General features: G+C 30.1%; 32 protein-coding genes, 2 tRNA genes and 1 rRNA gene. 3 read left to right on the plus strand and 32 right to left on the minus strand.

Annotated elements, in window-relative coordinates; translation table 4 throughout:
* From OF364_RS01775 to OF364_RS01930, 32 genes are all read right to left on the minus strand, one after another.
* A 16S ribosomal RNA gene (locus tag OF364_RS01775) occupies positions 1–93 on the minus strand; the annotation flags it as partial.
* Positions 94–397: 304 nt separating this feature from the next.
* On the minus strand, positions 398–595 hold the full coding sequence (rpmF, locus tag OF364_RS01780; RefSeq protein WP_205851396.1) for a 50S ribosomal protein L32: 198 nt from the start codon (positions 593–595) through the stop codon (positions 398–400).
* A gap of 18 nt (positions 596–613) precedes the next feature.
* Positions 614–979 (minus strand): 50S ribosomal protein L17, encoded by a 366-nt coding sequence (rplQ, locus tag OF364_RS01785; RefSeq protein WP_263774036.1) that lies wholly within the window; start codon positions 977–979, stop codon positions 614–616.
* The gene (locus tag OF364_RS01790) at positions 979–2,034 is read right to left on the minus strand and encodes a DNA-directed RNA polymerase subunit alpha (protein ID WP_263752694.1); all 1,056 of its coding nucleotides are present in this window, start codon (positions 2,032–2,034) and stop codon (positions 979–981) included. The genes rplQ and OF364_RS01790 overlap by 1 nt, the downstream gene beginning before the upstream one ends.
* 39 nt (positions 2,035–2,073) lie before the next feature.
* Positions 2,074–2,448: a 30S ribosomal protein S11 gene (gene rpsK, locus OF364_RS01795; protein ID WP_205851393.1), complete on the minus strand. Its 375-nt coding sequence runs from the start codon at positions 2,446–2,448 to the stop codon at positions 2,074–2,076.
* A 2-nt stretch (positions 2,449–2,450) separates the two neighbouring features.
* Positions 2,451–2,819 carry a 30S ribosomal protein S13 gene (rpsM, locus tag OF364_RS01800; protein WP_205851392.1) on the minus strand — a complete coding sequence of 123 codons (369 nt, stop codon included), beginning with the start codon at positions 2,817–2,819 and terminating at the stop codon, positions 2,451–2,453.
* Between the two features lie 3 nt (positions 2,820–2,822).
* Complete coding sequence (rpmJ, locus tag OF364_RS01805; RefSeq protein ID WP_205851391.1) at positions 2,823–2,936, minus strand: 50S ribosomal protein L36; 114 nt, start codon at positions 2,934–2,936, stop codon at positions 2,823–2,825.
* A gap of 14 nt (positions 2,937–2,950) precedes the next feature.
* On the minus strand, positions 2,951–3,166 hold the full coding sequence (infA, locus tag OF364_RS01810; protein WP_205851390.1) for a translation initiation factor IF-1: 216 nt from the start codon (positions 3,164–3,166) through the stop codon (positions 2,951–2,953).
* Positions 3,166–3,918, minus strand: a complete 753-nt coding sequence (map, locus tag OF364_RS01815; protein WP_263774037.1) for a type I methionyl aminopeptidase — start codon at positions 3,916–3,918, stop codon at positions 3,166–3,168. The genes infA and map overlap by 1 nt, the downstream gene beginning before the upstream one ends.
* On the minus strand, positions 3,912–4,631 hold the full coding sequence (locus OF364_RS01820) for an adenylate kinase (protein WP_205851388.1): 720 nt from the start codon (positions 4,629–4,631) through the stop codon (positions 3,912–3,914). The genes map and OF364_RS01820 overlap by 7 nt, the downstream gene beginning before the upstream one ends.
* Positions 4,625–6,094 carry a preprotein translocase subunit SecY gene (gene secY, locus OF364_RS01825; protein WP_205851387.1) on the minus strand — a complete coding sequence of 490 codons (1,470 nt, stop codon included), beginning with the start codon at positions 6,092–6,094 and terminating at the stop codon, positions 4,625–4,627. Before secY ends, OF364_RS01820 begins: the two co-directional genes overlap by 7 nt.
* The gene (gene rplO, locus OF364_RS01830) at positions 6,094–6,528 is read right to left on the minus strand and encodes a 50S ribosomal protein L15 (RefSeq protein WP_263752696.1); all 435 of its coding nucleotides are present in this window, start codon (positions 6,526–6,528) and stop codon (positions 6,094–6,096) included. Before rplO ends, secY begins: the two co-directional genes overlap by 1 nt.
* 21 nt (positions 6,529–6,549) lie before the next feature.
* Positions 6,550–7,188: a 30S ribosomal protein S5 gene (gene rpsE / locus OF364_RS01835; RefSeq protein ID WP_263774038.1), complete on the minus strand. Its 639-nt coding sequence runs from the start codon at positions 7,186–7,188 to the stop codon at positions 6,550–6,552.
* Positions 7,188–7,541, minus strand: coding sequence for a 50S ribosomal protein L18 (gene rplR, locus OF364_RS01840; RefSeq protein ID WP_263752698.1), 354 nt, complete (start codon positions 7,539–7,541; stop codon positions 7,188–7,190). Before rplR ends, rpsE begins: the two co-directional genes overlap by 1 nt.
* A gap of 20 nt (positions 7,542–7,561) precedes the next feature.
* A complete protein-coding gene (gene rplF / locus OF364_RS01845; protein WP_205851383.1) occupies positions 7,562–8,101 on the minus strand; it encodes a 50S ribosomal protein L6 in 540 nt (179 codons plus the stop codon).
* 21 nt (positions 8,102–8,122) lie between these two features.
* Complete coding sequence (gene rpsH / locus OF364_RS01850; protein ID WP_205851382.1) at positions 8,123–8,536, minus strand: 30S ribosomal protein S8; 414 nt, start codon at positions 8,534–8,536, stop codon at positions 8,123–8,125.
* Between the two features lie 2 nt (positions 8,537–8,538).
* Positions 8,539–8,724, minus strand: a complete 186-nt coding sequence (locus OF364_RS01855; RefSeq protein WP_205851381.1) for a type Z 30S ribosomal protein S14 — start codon at positions 8,722–8,724, stop codon at positions 8,539–8,541.
* A gap of 11 nt (positions 8,725–8,735) precedes the next feature.
* Positions 8,736–9,290, minus strand: a complete 555-nt coding sequence (rplE, locus tag OF364_RS01860) for a 50S ribosomal protein L5 (protein WP_205851380.1) — start codon at positions 9,288–9,290, stop codon at positions 8,736–8,738.
* A 14-nt stretch (positions 9,291–9,304) separates the two neighbouring features.
* Positions 9,305–9,640, minus strand: coding sequence for a 50S ribosomal protein L24 (rplX, locus tag OF364_RS01865; RefSeq protein ID WP_205851379.1), 336 nt, complete (start codon positions 9,638–9,640; stop codon positions 9,305–9,307).
* Positions 9,641–9,642: 2 nt separating this feature from the next.
* Positions 9,643–10,011 carry a 50S ribosomal protein L14 gene (rplN, locus tag OF364_RS01870; protein WP_263752707.1) on the minus strand — a complete coding sequence of 123 codons (369 nt, stop codon included), beginning with the start codon at positions 10,009–10,011 and terminating at the stop codon, positions 9,643–9,645.
* The gene (gene rpsQ, locus OF364_RS01875; RefSeq protein WP_116171587.1) at positions 10,004–10,285 is read right to left on the minus strand and encodes a 30S ribosomal protein S17; all 282 of its coding nucleotides are present in this window, start codon (positions 10,283–10,285) and stop codon (positions 10,004–10,006) included. The genes rplN and rpsQ overlap by 8 nt, the downstream gene beginning before the upstream one ends.
* Complete coding sequence (gene rpmC / locus OF364_RS01880; protein WP_205851377.1) at positions 10,285–10,485, minus strand: 50S ribosomal protein L29; 201 nt, start codon at positions 10,483–10,485, stop codon at positions 10,285–10,287. Before rpmC ends, rpsQ begins: the two co-directional genes overlap by 1 nt.
* Positions 10,486–10,487: 2 nt before the next feature.
* The gene (gene rplP / locus OF364_RS01885; RefSeq protein WP_205851376.1) at positions 10,488–10,925 is read right to left on the minus strand and encodes a 50S ribosomal protein L16; all 438 of its coding nucleotides are present in this window, start codon (positions 10,923–10,925) and stop codon (positions 10,488–10,490) included.
* Entirely contained in the window at positions 10,903–11,643 is a 741-nt protein-coding gene (rpsC, locus tag OF364_RS01890; protein WP_205851375.1) for a 30S ribosomal protein S3, read from the minus strand. The genes rplP and rpsC overlap by 23 nt, the downstream gene beginning before the upstream one ends.
* A complete protein-coding gene (gene rplV, locus OF364_RS01895; protein ID WP_205851374.1) occupies positions 11,643–12,014 on the minus strand; it encodes a 50S ribosomal protein L22 in 372 nt (123 codons plus the stop codon). Before rplV ends, rpsC begins: the two co-directional genes overlap by 1 nt.
* A gap of 1 nt (position 12,015) precedes the next feature.
* A complete protein-coding gene (gene rpsS / locus OF364_RS01900; RefSeq protein ID WP_205851373.1) occupies positions 12,016–12,297 on the minus strand; it encodes a 30S ribosomal protein S19 in 282 nt (93 codons plus the stop codon).
* Positions 12,297–13,145 carry a 50S ribosomal protein L2 gene (gene rplB / locus OF364_RS01905; RefSeq protein WP_205851372.1) on the minus strand — a complete coding sequence of 283 codons (849 nt, stop codon included), beginning with the start codon at positions 13,143–13,145 and terminating at the stop codon, positions 12,297–12,299. Before rplB ends, rpsS begins: the two co-directional genes overlap by 1 nt.
* 83 nt (positions 13,146–13,228) lie before the next feature.
* The gene (gene rplW / locus OF364_RS01910) at positions 13,229–13,705 is read right to left on the minus strand and encodes a 50S ribosomal protein L23 (RefSeq protein WP_263774039.1); all 477 of its coding nucleotides are present in this window, start codon (positions 13,703–13,705) and stop codon (positions 13,229–13,231) included.
* Positions 13,705–14,799: a 50S ribosomal protein L4 gene (gene rplD / locus OF364_RS01915; protein WP_263774040.1), complete on the minus strand. Its 1,095-nt coding sequence runs from the start codon at positions 14,797–14,799 to the stop codon at positions 13,705–13,707. The genes rplW and rplD overlap by 1 nt, the downstream gene beginning before the upstream one ends.
* 1 nt (position 14,800) lies before the next feature.
* On the minus strand, positions 14,801–15,655 hold the full coding sequence (rplC, locus tag OF364_RS01920) for a 50S ribosomal protein L3 (protein ID WP_263774041.1): 855 nt from the start codon (positions 15,653–15,655) through the stop codon (positions 14,801–14,803).
* An 83-nt stretch (positions 15,656–15,738) separates the two neighbouring features.
* Positions 15,739–16,068 carry a 30S ribosomal protein S10 gene (gene rpsJ / locus OF364_RS01925; protein WP_449867083.1) on the minus strand — a complete coding sequence of 110 codons (330 nt, stop codon included), beginning with the start codon at positions 16,066–16,068 and terminating at the stop codon, positions 15,739–15,741.
* 203 nt (positions 16,069–16,271) lie between these two features.
* Positions 16,272–16,484, minus strand: coding sequence for a TM2 domain-containing protein (locus tag OF364_RS01930; protein WP_205851368.1), 213 nt, complete (start codon positions 16,482–16,484; stop codon positions 16,272–16,274).
* A gap of 154 nt (positions 16,485–16,638) precedes the next feature.
* Between OF364_RS01930 and OF364_RS01935 the strand changes: the two genes are divergently transcribed.
* The 3 genes from OF364_RS01935 (at position 16,639) to OF364_RS01945 (ending at position 17,959) form a co-directional block, all read left to right on the plus strand.
* Positions 16,639–16,722, plus strand: a tRNA-Tyr gene (locus OF364_RS01935).
* Between the two features lie 3 nt (positions 16,723–16,725).
* Positions 16,726–16,800 (plus strand) — tRNA-Gln (locus tag OF364_RS01940).
* Between the two features lie 154 nt (positions 16,801–16,954).
* Positions 16,955–17,959 carry an IS30 family transposase gene (locus OF364_RS01945; protein WP_263774042.1) on the plus strand — a complete coding sequence of 335 codons (1,005 nt, stop codon included), beginning with the start codon at positions 16,955–16,957 and terminating at the stop codon, positions 17,957–17,959.
* Positions 17,960–18,173 lie beyond the last annotated feature (214 nt).

Raw genomic sequence — 18,173 nt, forward strand, 5'->3', positions numbered from 1 at the left:
CGCCGCTAGATTTCAAAAGAAACCTCGCTCGACATGCATGTATTAGGCACACAGCCAGCGTTCATCCTGAGCCAGGATCAAACTCTTAAAATTTGATTTTGGTTATTATGTTTTTGTTTTGTTTTTTGTTATTTAAATAAATTAAATTGACGTTATGGTATTCGTATCCAGTTTTCAAAGAACTATCTCAAGTGTATCCTTTAAAATGTGTCTTAAAGAACATACTCATAATATTATACACATTAAATATTTTTAAATAAAAATAATTAATATTTTATATTTGCTACATTTAAATTTTGATAAAAGAATAAATAGCCTTATTATTATAATAAAAATCTTAATTATTACGCTAAAAAAATAATAAAAAATGACGGTTGTCTACCGTCATAAAGCTTAATTATTTGATCTTGTCATTAATTGCATTTTTAAGAACTTTTTCTTCTTTATAAAATCCACAATATTTACATGCTTGGTGAGGAATTATTAATTGTTTACAGTGTGAACATTCTACTAATGTTGTTGGCACTAAAGCGTGGTGGCTTCTTCTTAAATGTTTTCTTTGTTTTGAAGTTTTTCGTTTTGGAACTATTGCCATAATAAATTCTCCTAAATCCTATACTAATTTAATAATAGCCATTTTAGCGTTATCACCTGCACGGTTATTAATTTTAATAATTCTTGTATATCCACCATTACGTTGTGCGTATTTTGGTGCTATAACATCAAATAAATATTGTAATGAATCTTTGTTTTCGTGTTTTGAAGGAATTAATCTTAAAAATTTTGCTGCTTGTCTACGGGTAGCAAGAGTATTTTTCTTGCCTAAAGTAATCATTTTTTCAGCCGATGATCTAATTCTTTTTGCTCGTTCTAAAGTGGTTTTTAGTTGTCCATGAATTAATAAGTCTGTAACTAATGATCTTTCCACATGGTTTCATCATTCTGTATTTCTACGAAATACTTGCTTTGGATTTGCCATTATTCATCTCCCTCTGCTTGATTATTTAATTGACTAAATGATTCTATTATGTCATCATCTTCTGAACTCTTACCGACTCTTGCTTGTCATTCGTTTCTTTTTTGAATAATATCTTCGATTGATTTTTTACCTAAGTTTTTAATGTTAGATAAATCTTCATCAGTTAGTTTCATTAATTCTTCAACTGTATTATATTTAGCTCTTTTTAAAGCGTTTAGTGATCTTATTGTTAGACCTAATTTTTCAATTGAAATAGATGCTTTAATATCTTTTTGTTGATTTTGTTTATTATCATCAAATAATTTAATAGTTTCTAAAGCATCAATGTTACCAATTATTTGGAAATGCGCCACAATTATTTGAGCAGCTTGTTCCAAAGCGTCCTTAGCTTCAATGGTGCCATCTGTTTCAATTTTAATTTTTAGTCTTTCTTCAATTAATTTTGATGAACTGTTTAGTTCTTCAAATGATATTGCACATTTTTTAATAGGACTAAAGTCACTATCCATAGCTAAAAATTGACCACGGCTAATACTTGATTCTAATCTTGGACCATACTGGTTAATAACGGCTTTGTTTTCTTCAAAGTCAATAAAACCTCTACCTGATCTTAAAAATAAATCAAATTCTAGACTTCCGCCTTTAGCAATATCGGCGATGTATTGATCTTTATTAACAATTTCAAGTCCAGAAAGATTTGTTATATCTGAAGCTAAAATCGCACCTTCCTTATTTGATTTAAATGAAACTTTTGCCAAGTTATTTTTTTCAAAAAACTCGGGTTTGTAAACGAAACGAATGCTTCTAATGTTTTTAACTAAAGTTATTGCATCTTCTCTAATGCCATTAATTGTTTGAAATTCATGTTCCACGTTGTTAATTTTAATTGCAAATGGAGCTACAGATGTTATTGAAGATAATAAAGTTCTTCTTAAAACTGTTCCCATTGTATTAGCATAACCACGTGATAATGGTTCAATTACAAAAGTTGTATTAAAGTCGTTAATTCTTTCAGCTGCCAATTCCTTATATGTTATTTTTTGAATTTTTTCCATAATATCCTCTCTTCAATTATTTTTTTAATCTAGTAATTTTTATACTCTCTTAAGAATTTTCTTTGGAGGACGTGTACCGTTATGTGGAGTTGGAGTTACATCTTTAATTTCTTTGATACTAAAACCGCTTGCTTCAATTTGTTTACGAGCTGTTGATTTACCTGGACCAACACCTTTTACTAAAATTGATACTTCTTTTAGACCAAATTCTTTAGCTTTTTCAACTGCTGCTGCAGCAGCTAGTCCAGCTGCATATGGAGTTTTTTTCTTTGTACCTTTATATCCAATTGCACCTGATGATGATCATGCAAAAACATTACCTTTTAAATCTGAAAAAGAAACAATTGTATTTTGATAGGTAGAGTGTATGTGTGCTACACCTTGGGTAATAATTTTTTTATTCTTTTTAGCCATTATTATTTACCTTTCTTTCCTGCAATTGTTTTTCTTGGGCCTTTTCTTGTTCTTGCATTTTTCTTTGTAGATTGTCCTCTAACTGGCAATCCTTTTCTATGTCTAATACCACGGTATGACTTAATTTCCATTAATCTTTTAATGTTTAGGTTAATTTCTCTTTTTAAATCACCTTCGGTATTATATTTTTTTGCTTCATCTCTGATACGTGTTAATTCTTCTTCTGTTAGTTCTTTAACTCTTTTTTCACCATCGACATTGGCATCTGCTAAGATTTTTTTAGCGATTGATGGACCAATACCAAAAATGTATGTTAATGAAATACGAGCTTTTTTGTTATTTGGAATTTCTATATTTAAAACTCTAGCCATGTTCTATCCTTGTCTTTGTTTATGTTTTGGATTTATACAAATCACTCTATTAACACCGTTTCTTTTAATGATTTTGCAATCTTTACAAATTCGTTTGATTGAAGCTCTAACTTTCATATTATCTCCTTAAGTTATTTGTGACGAAAGACAATTCTACCCTTAGTCATATCATATGGACTTAATTCCACATCAACACTGTCACCAGGAATCATCCTAATGTTATGCAATGACATTTTTCCCGAAATGAAAGCTTTAATTTCAATTCCATTTTCTAATAAAACATCATAGTCCTTGGTTGAGTGCATTTTGGTAATTTTGCCTGTCATTCTAATTGCGTCTTTTGCCATTAAATGTTATCTCCTGATAAAATGTATGCTTCACCATTATCAATTAAAACTGTTTGTTCATAGTGCGCAGTATTGTAGCCCAATGGGTCTACAACGGTTCAATTATCTTTTTTTGTTGTAACTTTTTTAGATTTTTGTAAAATCATGGGTTCAATACATATGACCATCCCATTTTTAATAATTGGCCCAGTATTAGGTAAGCTGTCATTATATACATATGGGTCTTCATGTAAGTGTTTACCAATTCCATGACCACAATATTCGTCTGGTGTATAGTATCCTTTTTGTCTAATATAGTTACCTATAGCAGCAGATATATCACCAATTCTTTTGCCTACTTTAATCGCATTAAAGCCAGCATAAAAAGCGTCTTTAGCTACTTGAATTAATTCTTTGTCTTTGTCGCTAATATTTCCAATTCCTTTTGTAAAAGCTGAATCAGAATAGTATCCTTCTCAAATTACACCAGTGTCAATTTTTATAATGTCACCATCTTTAACAATGTAATCCGAAGGAATACCATGAATTAATTCTTCATTTACGGATATACAGCAAACTCCTGGAAATCCATATTGTCCCAAGAATGCTGGTTTACCGCCTCGTTTTTCAATTTCTTTAAAAGCGACGCTGTCTATTTCTTTTAAAGAAACACCTGGTCTTATAAAGTCTCATAAAATTGTTTTGACTTCTGCCAAGATTGAACAGGCTTTTTTAATTTTATTAATCTCAATTTGATTTTTGATTTTTATCATTTTAAAGCCTCTTTTACGTCTGAATAAACTTTTTTAAATTCTTGATAACTATTAATTTCAATAGCTATATTTTTATTTTTATAAAAATCTATTAAACATTTTGTTTGGCTTTCATAGATTGCCAAACGCTTTAAGACAACATCTGCTTCGTCATCAGGACGTTTAATAACTTCTGCCTGACATTTTTTACAAAACTTGTTGTCGATTGGAGGAAATGATTCTAAGTGATAAATAGTTTTACATGCTGGACAAACTCTTCTTTTTGATAAACGTTCAATAATTTGATCATCAGTTATTTTTAAAACAACAACTTTATCAATAATGACATTTTTAGCTTCTAATTGTTCTAAAAATTTTGCTTGATCAATCGTTCTTGGATATCCATCTAAAATAAAAGGTTTGTTTTGTGCTACTAATTCTGTTAATTTTTTTTCAACTAATTCATTAGTAATTGCATCATCTACATATTTACCAGAATCTAATATGATTTGAATTTTTTTTCCTAGTTCCGTTTTGTTTTTAATTTCTTGACGAAACATATCACCCGTAGAAAATTGGAAATAATTAAATTGTTTTACAAGTAAACTTGCAATTGAACCTTTTCCAGCTCCAGGCGGACCAATTAAAATTAAATTTGGCTCTTTTTTAGAATTGTTACATTTGCAATCGCAAGTACATGTGCACTTGCATTGGCAAGAACATTTATTTATCATATTAAATCTTCTTCCTCTCCATATACTTCTTTTAATTCTCTAATCATTCTTCTTTTACGAGCAAGTTCTTGAGATTTATATCTTGCTTGAATTTGTTGAACAGTTTCAGTTGCTGTTGAAACAAGAATCATGATTGAAGTTCCACCAAAAGCAATTGGTGCAGGTATGCCAAACATTTGTTGAATAAATTGTAAGGCACCTAAGATTATTAAATAACCAGCTGAAAAGAATGATAATCTTAAAACTGTATTTAATAAATAGTCTTCTGTTTGTTCTCCAGGTCTAATTCCAGGAATAAAAGTACTACTTTTTGCAAAATCTTCACTAATTTTATCAATCTTAGATTGTTGAATTCCCATTAGAATTGTTAGCCCGAAGGTAATAATTACGAATAGGAAAAATCCTAGAGGCTGAGTTAATTGAAGATTTGCATATACTCATTGGTAGTATCTACTTGTATCAGGATTAAATAGACCTGCAATCATTGTTGGTAGTGATAAAACCATCATTGCAAAAATTACTGACATAATTCCTGCAGGATTAGCTTTTATTGGTAAATAACTTAGTTCTTTTTCTGTTTTTGAAAGTCCAGCTCCAACTTGTTGAATTGGAATTCGTCTTTCAGCTAAAGAAAATATAGTTACAACGAATATTACTAATAAATAAGCTAATATGTAAACTACAAAATTCAATGTTTCTTTTAAAACAACTGAATTATTATTTTTTACTGAAGGCATGTAGTACTCAAATGCATGTCTAAAAGTTGGAATAAGTGAACTAGCAATACCTACGAAGATTATTAAACTTGTACCATTTCCAACACCTTTATTTGTGATTTGTTCTGATAAAAATAATGAAAAGAATGAACCAGCTATTAATAATAAAGGGATAACAAATCATTGATATGCACTAGCGCCTTTTGCTCCTAGTATTTTAACTAAATTTGGACTAAAAATAATTCCAAAATTATCAGTAGGATTAACTAGGGCTCTAGTAATTAAAATTGCTTGGAAAATTGCAAAGAATAATGTAACTGTATAAGTAATAAAATTAATTTTTATTCTCCCAAGCGGTCCTGATTGACTTAGGCGATATATTGCCGGGAATGCTTTGGTCTGTAAGATCATCATGACTAAACTTGACGAAATAAATGGACCTATTCCTAATGCAACAATGGAGAATCTACGCAATCCTCCACCACCAACTAAATTTAATATTCCAAAAAAATCACCTTGGCCCAATTTATCTTGATTAGCTAATTCAACTCCTGGTAATGTAATTGTACCAGCAGCCAAGAAAAGGGCAATGATAAATAGAGTGAACAAAATCTTTTTAAAAAGATCATGGTTTTTTCATCACTCTGTTCATGTATTTCGTTTTTCAGCAAAAAACTTATCAATCGCTAATTTGCGTTCAAGTCTTTTGTTGTATGTGTCCTTTTCCAAATTCGATTTCTTAGCCATTATTGAACCTCGATTTTTCCTCCAACTTTTTCAATCGCAGCTTTTGCTGATTGTGAAAGAGTAGGAATTTTAACTGTTAACTTTTTAGTTAACAAGCCATTTCCTAAAATTTTAACAGGTAAAGAACCTTTAATTAGTCTTTTTTCTGTTAATGTTTCATATGAAACGATATCATTAGCACTAAATCTTTCTTCTAAATCTTTAAGATTTATTACTTGATATTCAACATGGTTAACATTATTAAAACCACGTTTTGGTATTCTTCTAAATAGTGGTAATTGACCACCTTCAAAACCTAATCTAACTGTGCTTCGTTTTGTTTGACCACTTTGACCTCTACCTGCTTGTTTACCTTTACCAGCTGCATGACCACGTCCAACACGATGTTTTTGTTTACGAGCACCTAAGGTTGCTTTTAAATTATGTAATTTCATAATAATTTCTCCTTAAATATATTATTTTGCTAATAAATGTTTAACATCGATGTCACGTAATTTAGCAATTTCTTCTACTGTTCTAATTTTCTTAAGTGCTTTAACGGTTGCATGAATAATATTATGTTTTGTTCTTGAACCATATGTTTTGGTTGAAATATCAGTATATCCTGCTAATTCGACAACAGCACGAACAGTGTTAGAGGCAACAATTCCTGTACCTTTAGGAGCAGGACGTAGTTGTACTTTTGAAGCTAGGAATTTCTCTCTAATTTCATGTGGAATAGTTCCTTTTACAATTGGAACTGAAAAAACTTTCTTTTGTGCATCTTTAACAGCTTTTTTGATTGCGTCTTGAACTTCATTTGCTTTTCCGTGTCCAAAGCCTACTTTACCTTTTTTATCACCAACTACAACATATGCTGAAAATGAAAATCTTCTTCCACCTTTAACAACGGTTGTAACTCTGGCAATATCAATAACTTTTTCTTCAAATATTTTTGGTTGTATTGAATTAAATGATCTTTTAGTACTAAAAGTTTTTCTTTCGGTACTTGATTTATTAGTTGAAGCTTCTTTTTTGATTTCTTTTTTTGGAGCTAAAACTACTTTTGTACCCTTAGCAGTTTCAGTTTTTTCTTTTTTAATTTCTTCAGCCATTAGAATTTAATCCCTTCTTGTCTTAATGTATCAGCAAAAGCTGCTAATTTACCATGGTAAATGTAACCTGAACGGTCAAAAACAATTTCCGAAATTTTTGCTTTTTTTAGATTAGCTGCAAATTCTTTAGCAACTAATTTTACAGTTGAGATATTGTTTCCTTTGTCTTTGTCAGATAATTGTCTAGTTGAAAATGAAGCTAATGTAGTATGATTGGCATCGTTAATTGCTTGTGCATAGAAATTGTGTAATGATTTAAATACAACTACACGAGGTCTAGATGCTGTTCCCTTTGCTAATTTATTTGTAATCTTCAAATGTTTAGCTTTACGTTTTTTGTTTCTAGATAACATAATTTCTCCTAATCAAACTACTATTTAGCAGCAGTTTTTCCTTCTTTACGTCTAATAACTTCATCTTTGTACATAATACCTTTACCTGAATATGGGCTAGGACGTCTAATATCTCTAATGTTTGCAGCAAATTCTCCAACTGCTTGTTTATCAATACCTGAAATAATAATATTTGTAGGTTTCGGTACTTCAACTTTTAAATTTGAAGGTATTTCTTTTGTCACAGTATGTGAATAACCCGCAATAACTTCAATTGCATTTCCTTTAAGGGTGGCTTTATAACCAACACCTTTGATTTCGATTTCTTTTTTGTAACCTTTTGAAACTCCGATTAACATGTTATTAATATTGGCATTTGTTGTTCCATGTAATTGTTTTGTAGTTTTTTCTTCATTAGCTCTTAATGTTTTAATTTCATTGTTTTCTACAACAACTGAAATTAAGGGTGAAAATGTATATTCTAATTGTCCTAAATTACCTTTTATAATAATGTGATTATTGTTTAAATTAACTTCTACTCCTGTTGGAATTGCTAAAATTCTTTTTCCAATTCTTGACATATTTAATTCCTTAAAATCTTATTATCAAATGAAAGCAACAACTTCGCCACCTAAGTTGGCTTTTCGTGCTTCTTTATCTGTTAATAAGCCTTTTGAAGTAGAAATAATTGCTGTACCATAACCACTTAGTACACGTGGTAATTTTTCTGATGATGAATATACTTTTAGACCTGGTTTTGATACTCTTTTAATATCGGTGATTGCAGATTGGTTTTGGTTCATTCCTTTGTATTTCAAAGTAACTTTTAATTGCTTAAAGCCTTTTTCTTTAGGACTAATTACTTCATATGAAGCAATATATCCTTCTCTTTGAAAAATCTCAAGGATTTTTTCTTTCTTTGAAGAATGTGGTAAAACAACTTCATGATATTTTCTTGAAATTGAATTTTTAATTCTAATAAACATATCTGCTATTGGATCTGTAATAATAGCCATAATTATCAGCTCGCTTTCTTTACACCAGGGATTTTACCTTCATGTGCTAATTCTCTAAAACAAATTCTACAAATTTTATATTTACGTAAAACAGCATGAACTCTGCCACAAATTTGGCAACGTGTGTATTTTCTTGAAGAAAATTTTGGTTCACGTTCAGCTTTAACCATTAATGATTTTCTTGCCATGTATAATCTCCTTAATTATTGCCTTTTGCAAATGGAATTCCAAGTTGTTTTAATAAAGAAAAAGCTTCTTGATTTGTCTTTGCAGTGGTTACTAATATAATATCCATACCTTTTAATTTACGGATTTTATCAAATGAAATTTCTGGGAAAATAATTTCTTCCTTAATTCCGATAGCATAGTTTCCTTGGCCATCAAAACTTTTTGTGCTTGTACCATTAAAGTCACGAACACGAGGTAAAGCAACATTAATTAATTTTGTTAAAAATGATCACATTCTTTGACGTCTTAATGTTACTTTTCCACCCATTGGCATACCTTCACGTAATTTTCAAGATGCCAATGATTTTTTTGCTACTGTTTGATATGGTTTTTGACCAGTAATTTGAGCTAGTTCAACCATAACTTCTTCTATAGCTTTTGAATTTGATACTTCATTGCCAGCTGTCATGTTAACAACTATTTTTTGTAATCTAGGAGCTTGCATTATTGATGAATATCCGAATTCTTTAACTAATTCTGGACGAATTTTTTCTAAATATTTTTTTTCTAATTCTAATTTAGCCATAATAAAACTCCTTTCTAGATAACCTTATTAACTTTTTTCATAACACGTTGTTTTTTGCCGGTTTTTGTATCAACTTTTCATCCAATTTTTGTACCAATTGATCTTTGGCCTTCAGCACCTTTTTTAGCTAGATAAGCCACATTTGAAACATGGATTGGATATTCTTTTTTTTCAATTTTACCTTCGGTGTTTTCTTGTGAAGGTTTATGGTGTTTGGTTTTCATATTTATATCTTTTAGAATAACAGTATTATTTTTAGTATTTGTTGCTAATACAGAAGCAAATTTACCTTTTGATTTACCAGAGATGACTAAAACAAGGTCGTTTTTTCTAATTTTAGCTTGAGCCATAATTATAAAACCTCCGGTGCTAGTGAAATTATTTTTAAATAACCCTTGTCACGTAATTCTCTTGCCACAGGACCAAATACCCGGGTTCCTCTCATAGAACCATCTTCTTTAATTAAAACAACAGCATTGTCATCAAATCTAATGTATGAACCATTTTCACGTGACAATCCTCTTTTTGATCTAACAATAACAGCTTTTAAAACTTGACCTTCTTTAACTACTGAGTTTGGCATTGCTTTTTTAACTGTAACAACAACTACATCACCAATATTGGTGCTTCTAACAATTGAGCCACCTAAGTTTTTAATAATCATAACTTCTTTAGCTCCTGAGTTGTCAGCTACATTACATCTAGAAAATTCTCTAAGCATTTTCGTTTCCTCCAATTGCGTGAGATTTAATCTCTACCAATCTAAAGTGTTTTGTTTTTGAAAGTGGTCTTGTTTCTTGAATTTCAACTACATCACCAATTTTTGCTTCATTTTTTTCATCATGAACAGCAAATTTCTTTGATTTCTTGAAACGTTTTGAGTATAATGGGTGTTTTTCGTATGTTTCAACTATAACAGTAATGGTTTTTTCGTTTTTTGTACTAATTACAGTTCCAACAAGTTTTTTACGACGGTTTTCTCTTACTTGTTCCATTATTTATCTCCTTCTTGTTTTTTAAAGTTTAAAGCTGTTAGTGTTCTTGCAATATCTTTTTTAATTAAATCAATTTTATGTGTTTGGTCTAGTTGACGTGTTGCATTTTTAAAACGTAATGAAAATAATTCTGCTTTTAAATCATCTAAGATTTTGTTTAATTCTTCGATTGATTTTTTTGATAATTCGGCATAAGTCATAACTATTTATCTCCTTGAAGGTTAACTTCAGTTTCTTTTGCAACAATTTTTCAAGTAACTGGTAATTTGTGTCCACCTAATCTTAAGGCATCTTTCATAACATCTACTTGGTTACCCATTACTTCAAACATTACAGTTCCTTCTTTAACAACTGCAAATCATTGATCTGGGCTACCTTTACCAGAACCCATACGAACTCCAATAGGTTTTGAAGTTTTTGACATATGTGGGAATATTTTAATAATAACTTTTCCTTCACGACCCATACGACGAGTAATTGCAATACGGGCAGCTTCGATTTGTCTAGCGCTAATTCATGCTGAAGAAGTTGATTTTAGACCAAATTCTCCAAATGAAACTGTGTTGTTTCGACTTGCTTTTACCTTGTCATGACGGATACGAAACATTTTTCTATGCTTAGTTCTCTTTGGTTGAAGCATTTTTTTCACCGCCTTTTCTTGGTGCTCTTGGTTTTCTTTCTGGTTTAGTTTCTAAAAATTCATTATTCTTTTTGTTAGCGTCTAGAATTTCACCTAGTGATACTCATACTTTAATTCCTAAAATTCCATATGTAGTTTTTGCTCTTGCAACTGCATAATCAACATTTTGTCTTAAAGTATGTAGTTTCATTTCACCTTCGGTGTATCCTTCAGTTCTAGCCATGTCAACACCATTTAGACGACCAGCAACCGAGGTTTTGATACCTTTAGCTCCAGCTTTCATAGCACTCTTAATTGCCATTTTTTGAGCCATTCTAAAGCTACCACGATTTTCTAGTTTAATTGCTATTCCTTCAGCTAATAATCTTGCATTTAAATCAGGACTTTTTAGTTCCATAACTTCAAGATTAATGTTTAGGTTTTTATTTTTTAGTTCTTTTTTTAATGATAATGTTAATGCTTTAATGTTTTCACCATTAGTTCCTAATAAAGAAGCTGGTTTTGCTGTATAAACATAAACAATAACATTTTTATTTTGATTTCTTTTAATTTGAACGTTACCAATTTGGTATTCACGAACTTTTTTATCAAAGAAATCATATATTTTTTGATCTTCTAATAATAAGTTGGCAAAATCTTTTTTATCTGAATATCAAGTTGTATTATGTGGCTTTGTTATACCATAACGAAAGCCATTAGGATTTACTTTTTGACCCATTATTTTGCCTCCTTATTATTCATTTCTTCAAAATCCATTTCTGCTAATTCAATATAGAAATGGCTTGTTCTTTTTAAAATTGGAAAAGCTCTTCCACGTGAGTGAGGTTGATATCTTTTTAATGTAGGACCATCATTAACCAAAATTTTGGTTATAAATAATTTTGTGGCATCCATACCATTATTATTAGTTGCGTTAGCGATTGCTGAGTTTAGAAGTTTAAGGATAATTGCTGATGCTTTTTTGTTTGTTGTTTGCAAAATTACTAATGCTCTGGTAGCTGATTGATAACGAATTAAATCTGCAACTAATCTAGCTTTTCTTGGGCTGATTCTTTGCATATTAACTGATGCTTTAACTACTTGTTTCATATTATTTCTTTCCTTTAGCTTTATCAGCGCCATGTCCATTGAATGTTCTTGTAGGTGCAAATTCACCTAATTTATGTCCAACCATATCATTTGTAACAAACACATCAATAAATGCATGTCCATTATGTACTTGGAATGTTAATCCAATGAAATCCGGATATATTGTTGAACGTCTTGATCATGTCTTAATTGGACGTTTTGGAGATTTGTTTTCAATAATTGCAACAACTTTTTTCATTAAATGATCATCAACAAACGGTGCTTTTTTTAATGAACGAGACATTATTTAGCTTCCTTTCTTCTTCTAATAATAAATTGGTTAGATGCTTTTTTAGTTGCTCTAGTTTTAACTCCAAGAGCTTTTTTACCTCATGGTGTCATTGGTGATTTTCTTCCAATAGGTTGATGACCTTCACCACCTCCATGTGGGTGATCATTAGGGTTCATTGCTGAACCTCTAACTGTAGGTCTAATACCTCTTAGTCTATTTCTACCAGCTTTACCAATGTTTACTAGTGAGTGTTCTTCGTTTCCTACTTCACCAATTGTGGCACGACAAACTCCTAGAACTTTTCTTACTTCGCCTGATTTTAGTCTTAAGATGATGTATTTTCCTGATTCATCTTTACCTAAAATTTGAGCTGAACTACCAGCTGAACGGGCGATTATTCCACCTTGTTTAGGCTGTAGTTCAATATTGTGAACAAATGTACCTTCAGGGATATTCATAAGTGGTAAGTTATTACCAATTTGAATATCAACTTTTTCACCTGATACAACTTTTTGTCCGACTTTAATACCTTTTGGACTGATGATATATCTTTTTTCTCCATCACGGTATACAACTAATGAAATGTTTGCTGATCTATTTGGATCATATTCAATAGTTTTGATAGTACCTTCGATTCCATCTTTAGTATATCTTTTGAAATCGATGATACGATAGAATCTTTTTAATCTACCACCGTGGTGACGAGTTGTTATTTTACCTTGATTATTTCTACCTGCATGTGAAGCAAGTGCAACAAGCAATGATTTTTCTGGTTTATGTCCAGTTAGATTTGCTTGGTAATCAAGAGAAGACATATTACGGCGACCATTAGTATATGCTTTAAATTTTTTAATAGCCATTTTTGTTTTCTCCGTTTCTTAAAAATATTTTTATCTTTTAAGATTCTTAATTATTTTATTTTTAGCATAATCCTATATTTCAATTATTCTTTATCAAGATCTGCTTTTTTAGTTGTTTTAGCAGCTGGTTTTGGTTTTGGTTCTGCCTTAGCTTTAGCTTCTGCTGCTTTTTTAATTTTTTCAGCCGCTTTCTTTTCAGCTTCTGAAATTTCTTTAGGTTCGTCTTTTTTAGCTTCTTTTTTAGTTTCTTCCGCTGCCTTTTGAGCTTCTTTAGCTTCTTCAGCAAATAAAACTATTTTTGAGTTTTCATCTAAATAAACGATTGCTTTTTTAACTGCGTTTTTAAAACCTTGATATCTACCTAATTTAGCAGGTTTTTTATCATAATTCATAATGTTAACTTTTTCAACTTTAACATCAAAAATGAATTCAACTGCTTTTTTAACTTCGATTTTGTTTGTTCTTTTATCTACTACAAATGTATAAACATTGTGATTAGATCTAGCAATTTCTGATTTTTCAGTTAGAACTGGATATTTAATAACTTCATTTATATTCATTATTTTGCCATCCCTTCTAAGAATTTAATGTCTTGTTCACTAATAATCATTACATCTGCTGCAACTAGTGCTTCAATTGATAATGATGTTACTTTTGATACATGAACATTAGGTAAATTTCTTGCTGATTTAAACACTTTTTCGTCTGAAGAAATTATTAAAACATTATTTAAATTAATCAAATTGTTTTTGTTTAATTCAACTAATAATGCTCTAGTTGAAATTTCTTCTAATTTGTAGTCTCTAACTAAAACTGAATCCTCTTTAGCTAACATTGTTAGTGCTGAGAATAAAGCGTTTTTACGAGCTTTCTTATTAATTTTTAAATCGTAGTTTCTTTCAATGGTTGGACCGAAGGCTCTACCACCACCTACGAATACAGGACTTCTTTTTGAACCTGCACGGGCACTACCAGTACCTTTTTGGGCTCATGGTTTTTTACCTGTTCCACTAACTTCACCACGATTTTTAACTTTATGAGTTGCTAAACGTTTTGCACCTCTTTCAGCCATAATAGCATCAAAAACTGCTTGAGCATAGATTTTTTCTAATCCAAATACAGATTTTGGTAAGTTAGCTGATGATTCTTTTTTAGGTTTTGCACTAACTTTAGCACTTGAAGAAGTTTTAACTACAGGTGTTGTTTTTGAAACTGGTTTTGTTTCTTTTTTAACTGGTGTAGTTTCTTTAGCTTCTTTAGTTTTAACTTCTTTTTTAGGTGCAGTGGTTTCTTTAGCTTTTGAAGTTTCTTTAGTTGTGGTTGATGATGCTTTAGCTACTGGTTTATCAACTAAATTTTCTTTTTCAATAAATTCGATTGCTTTTTCATTTTCAACTTTAGCTTCTGAAACTCTATTAGCTATAATTCTTGCTTTGTCTAAATTTACACTTCCGCTATATGTACCATTTCTATGGAATCATACACGAGTATCATTTTCGGATTTTTCACTAACACTAATAAATTCATTTACTGCATCTAAAAAGTTAACAAAGTTTCCTGAAATTTTTTCTTTGGCCTTCTTGAAATTAAATGAGATTTTTCCAGAACTATCTGATTTTTCAGAGATATAGTATTTATCTACAACTTTAGTCATATTATTTATCTCCTTCATTTGTTTCTTGTTCTGGTGTTTGTTCAGCTTCTTTAGCTTCAGCTGCTGCTTTAGCTTCGTTTTCGATTGCTTCTGCTAGTGCTGCTTTCATTTGTTTTAATGACATTTCCATATTTAATTCAAGATTGTATTTTTTAGCTTGTTCAAAAATTTCATTTTTAGCAAGTGCTTCTTTTAAGTTAACAAGTTTTATTTCTGCTTTCTTTTGAATTGATTTTTTAGCATTCTTAATAACTAATAAAGCACCTTTAGCTCCAGGAACACTTCCTTTAATTAACAATAAATTGTTTTCTGAATCTGATTTAACAACTTCAAGATTTTGAATAGTTACTTGTTCAGCTCCTAAATGTCCTGGCATTGTCATACCTTTTCAAACTCTATTACCAGAGATATCTCCAATAGATCCAGTTTGTCTTATAGGTTGTGAACCACCACCACCACCGTGAGATTTAGGTCCGATGTGTTGGTTTCATCTTTTAATTGCACCAGCAAATCCTTTTCCCTTTGAAATTGCCGTAACGTCAACAATATCTCCGCCATCAAAAATTGAGGCATCTATTGTATCTCCTAAACTTAATCCAGTCATGTTACGGATTTCTTTAACGAATCGCTTAGGTGTTGTATTTGATTTTTTGAAATGGTTGATTTCAGGTTTCTTAATTTGAGATTTTTTCTTATCTTCTAAACTAAGTTGTGTTGCAACGTACCCATTTTTTTCTTGGGTTAATACATTAGTAACAACATTTGGTTTAACTTCAACTATGGTTACAGGTATTAATTTACCTTCTGATGTAAATAGTTGAGTCATTCCAACTTTTCTTCCTAAGATTCCTTTCATATTTTTCCTTTCAATATTTATATATTTGCAGTTGTTGTTCTTATGCGTGTTATATTAAAATTTAAAAAATAATAATCTGTATATTAAGCTACAGATTTAACACTTATTTGAACACCAGCTGGCAGTTCTAATCTTTTTGTTTTATCGGCTAATGTTTCTGAAACGCCTGACAAAATGATTAAACGTTTGTGAGTTCTACTTTCGAATTGTTCACGTGATTTTTTGTTAACGTGAACTGATCTCAAAATAGTTACAATTTCTTTTTTTGTTGGTAAAGGAATTGGTCCACTCACTGTTGCTTTTTCAGCTTTAGCTAGTAAGACGATTTTTTTAGCAGCATCTTCTACTAATTGTGCATCAAAAGCCTTGATTTTAATTTCTAGTTTTGACATGTGTTTGTTCTCCTTCTTCATTAATGAAGTACTCCACATAAGTTCTCAATATCCGAGATGAACAACTAAGCTCGGCATATCGTAACCTTATGTTTCTTTGCATAGATTGCTAATTAATTATAACAAAACAATTTTTTTTAGTAAAATTTTGAATTTTTTTATTTTAGACAAAAGAAAAAAGCAAAAACGCTTTGCTTTTTCCAAAATTCATAAAAACTTGATTTCTATTTAGTTTTTCAATTTGATATGTAGTTTCCATTATCGTCTTTTTGTTGCCCACAAGCTGCTAAAATGAAATCTACTAAGTGTCATATACCAAGTCCAAAGAATATTTTAAGTATTCCTAAACCTATTCTTCCTCCATAAAATCTATCAATACCAATTCAACCTAGAAAAAATGATAATATTGTTAAAACTAGTCTACTTTTATGTGACATTTATATCTCCTTATTTATAATATTTTCTTTTGAAATCAGTAATATTATATTTTAAATAAGATAATAAATTTACAAACTTTTGCTTATTCTTAAGATATTGATATTTTTTTGTAAAAAATTTAATTCTATATTATAATTTAACATGCAATATTGCGGAGGGGTAGCGAAGCGGCCAAACGCGGGTGGCTGTAACCCACTTCCTAACGGTTCGGGGGTTCGAATCCCTCCCCCTCCACCATTTTGCCCTTTAGCCAAGTGGAAAGGCAGCGGTTTTTGGTACCGTCATCCGTTAGTTCGAATCTAACAAGGGCAGCCATATCGTCTATACGATTAAATATGAAGCTTAGGTTTCATATGCTGAATTGAAAATTCAAGTGCAACACATTATTGTAAAATATAAATGTGGGGCAGCTTGAATTTTTTATATTTAAAAATAAAAAAGGCCCCACAAAATAACCCTGGAGACCTATATGAATTATAAATTATTAAAAAAATATTTTCATATTTCCTTTGAAGAAAGATTTTTTATTAAGAGATCAATTGAGAATGGGTATTCAATTAGAAAAATAGCTAGACAATTAAATAGAAGCCCTTCAACTATATCTAGAGAAATAAAAAGAAATCTTAATTTTGCTGGAAATTATGATTCAAATTACGCGAATAAAAAAGCTCTTAAAAGACACTCTCATAAATATATGTTTAAGTTTAAAATAAATTTTTGTTATGAACTCTTTACTAAAATTTTTGCTAAAAAGTTTGATAAAAAATTTTTTGGAATTAAAGCAACTTATCATTGCATTGAAACTAATTCTAATGTAAAATTGTCGTCTCTTAGAACTGTTTTTAATTGAATAAATAGTAACAGATGAATAATTAAAAAACGCGATAAATTAAGGCAATTTTATAAAAAAGGCGGAAAGCGTACAGCTTCAGTGCTTAATAGATTAATCAAAAGCGCTGAATATGTTTTTCCAATATGAACAAGACCCAAATCTGTTGATTTAAGAGAAGAATATGGACATTGAGAGGCTGACCTTATAATTGGCAAACGTAGTTCTGGATATAAAAATATTTTAACCTTGACCGAAAGAAAAACAAGAGTTGGTTTCACTGCCTTTATATTAAGTAAATCAGGTTATGAAATAAATAGTGAATTAAGAAAATTAATAAAAGAAAATAATTTAAATGTAAAAAGCATAACCATTGATAATGGAATAGAATTTGAAAAAATAGGCATTTTAGCAAGATGACTAAATATAAGAATTTATCGAGCAGAACCATACGCTTCATTTCAGCGTGGTTCAAATGAAAATTGAAACGGTATATTTAGACGTGAATATAAAAAAGGATTTAATTTTAATTTAATTACTATTCAAGAATTGCAAAATATTCAAAATAAAATAAATGAAATGCCAAGAGAAATACTGGGATGAAGATCTGCCAAAGAACTCTTCTTGAAAGAAAATTTTATATAAACTAAATATTTAAGTTAATCATTGTTTATTTATTCTATCAATTTAGTGATAGATTTTTTGGTTTGCAAAATTAACTTTAATTTAAATTAAACGGTATTTTTTAAAAATTTTAGCTTTGTATTTTATAATAAAAATATCAAGCACGTTTTGTGTTGCACTTGATATTTCACTTAAGGATATGAAGCTTAGGTTTCATATTTTTTTATTTAAATTT

This window comes from Mycoplasma enhydrae (assembly GCF_025779955.1).
GTDB lineage: Bacteria > Bacillota_I > Bacilli_A > Mycoplasmatales > Metamycoplasmataceae > Metamycoplasma > Metamycoplasma enhydrae.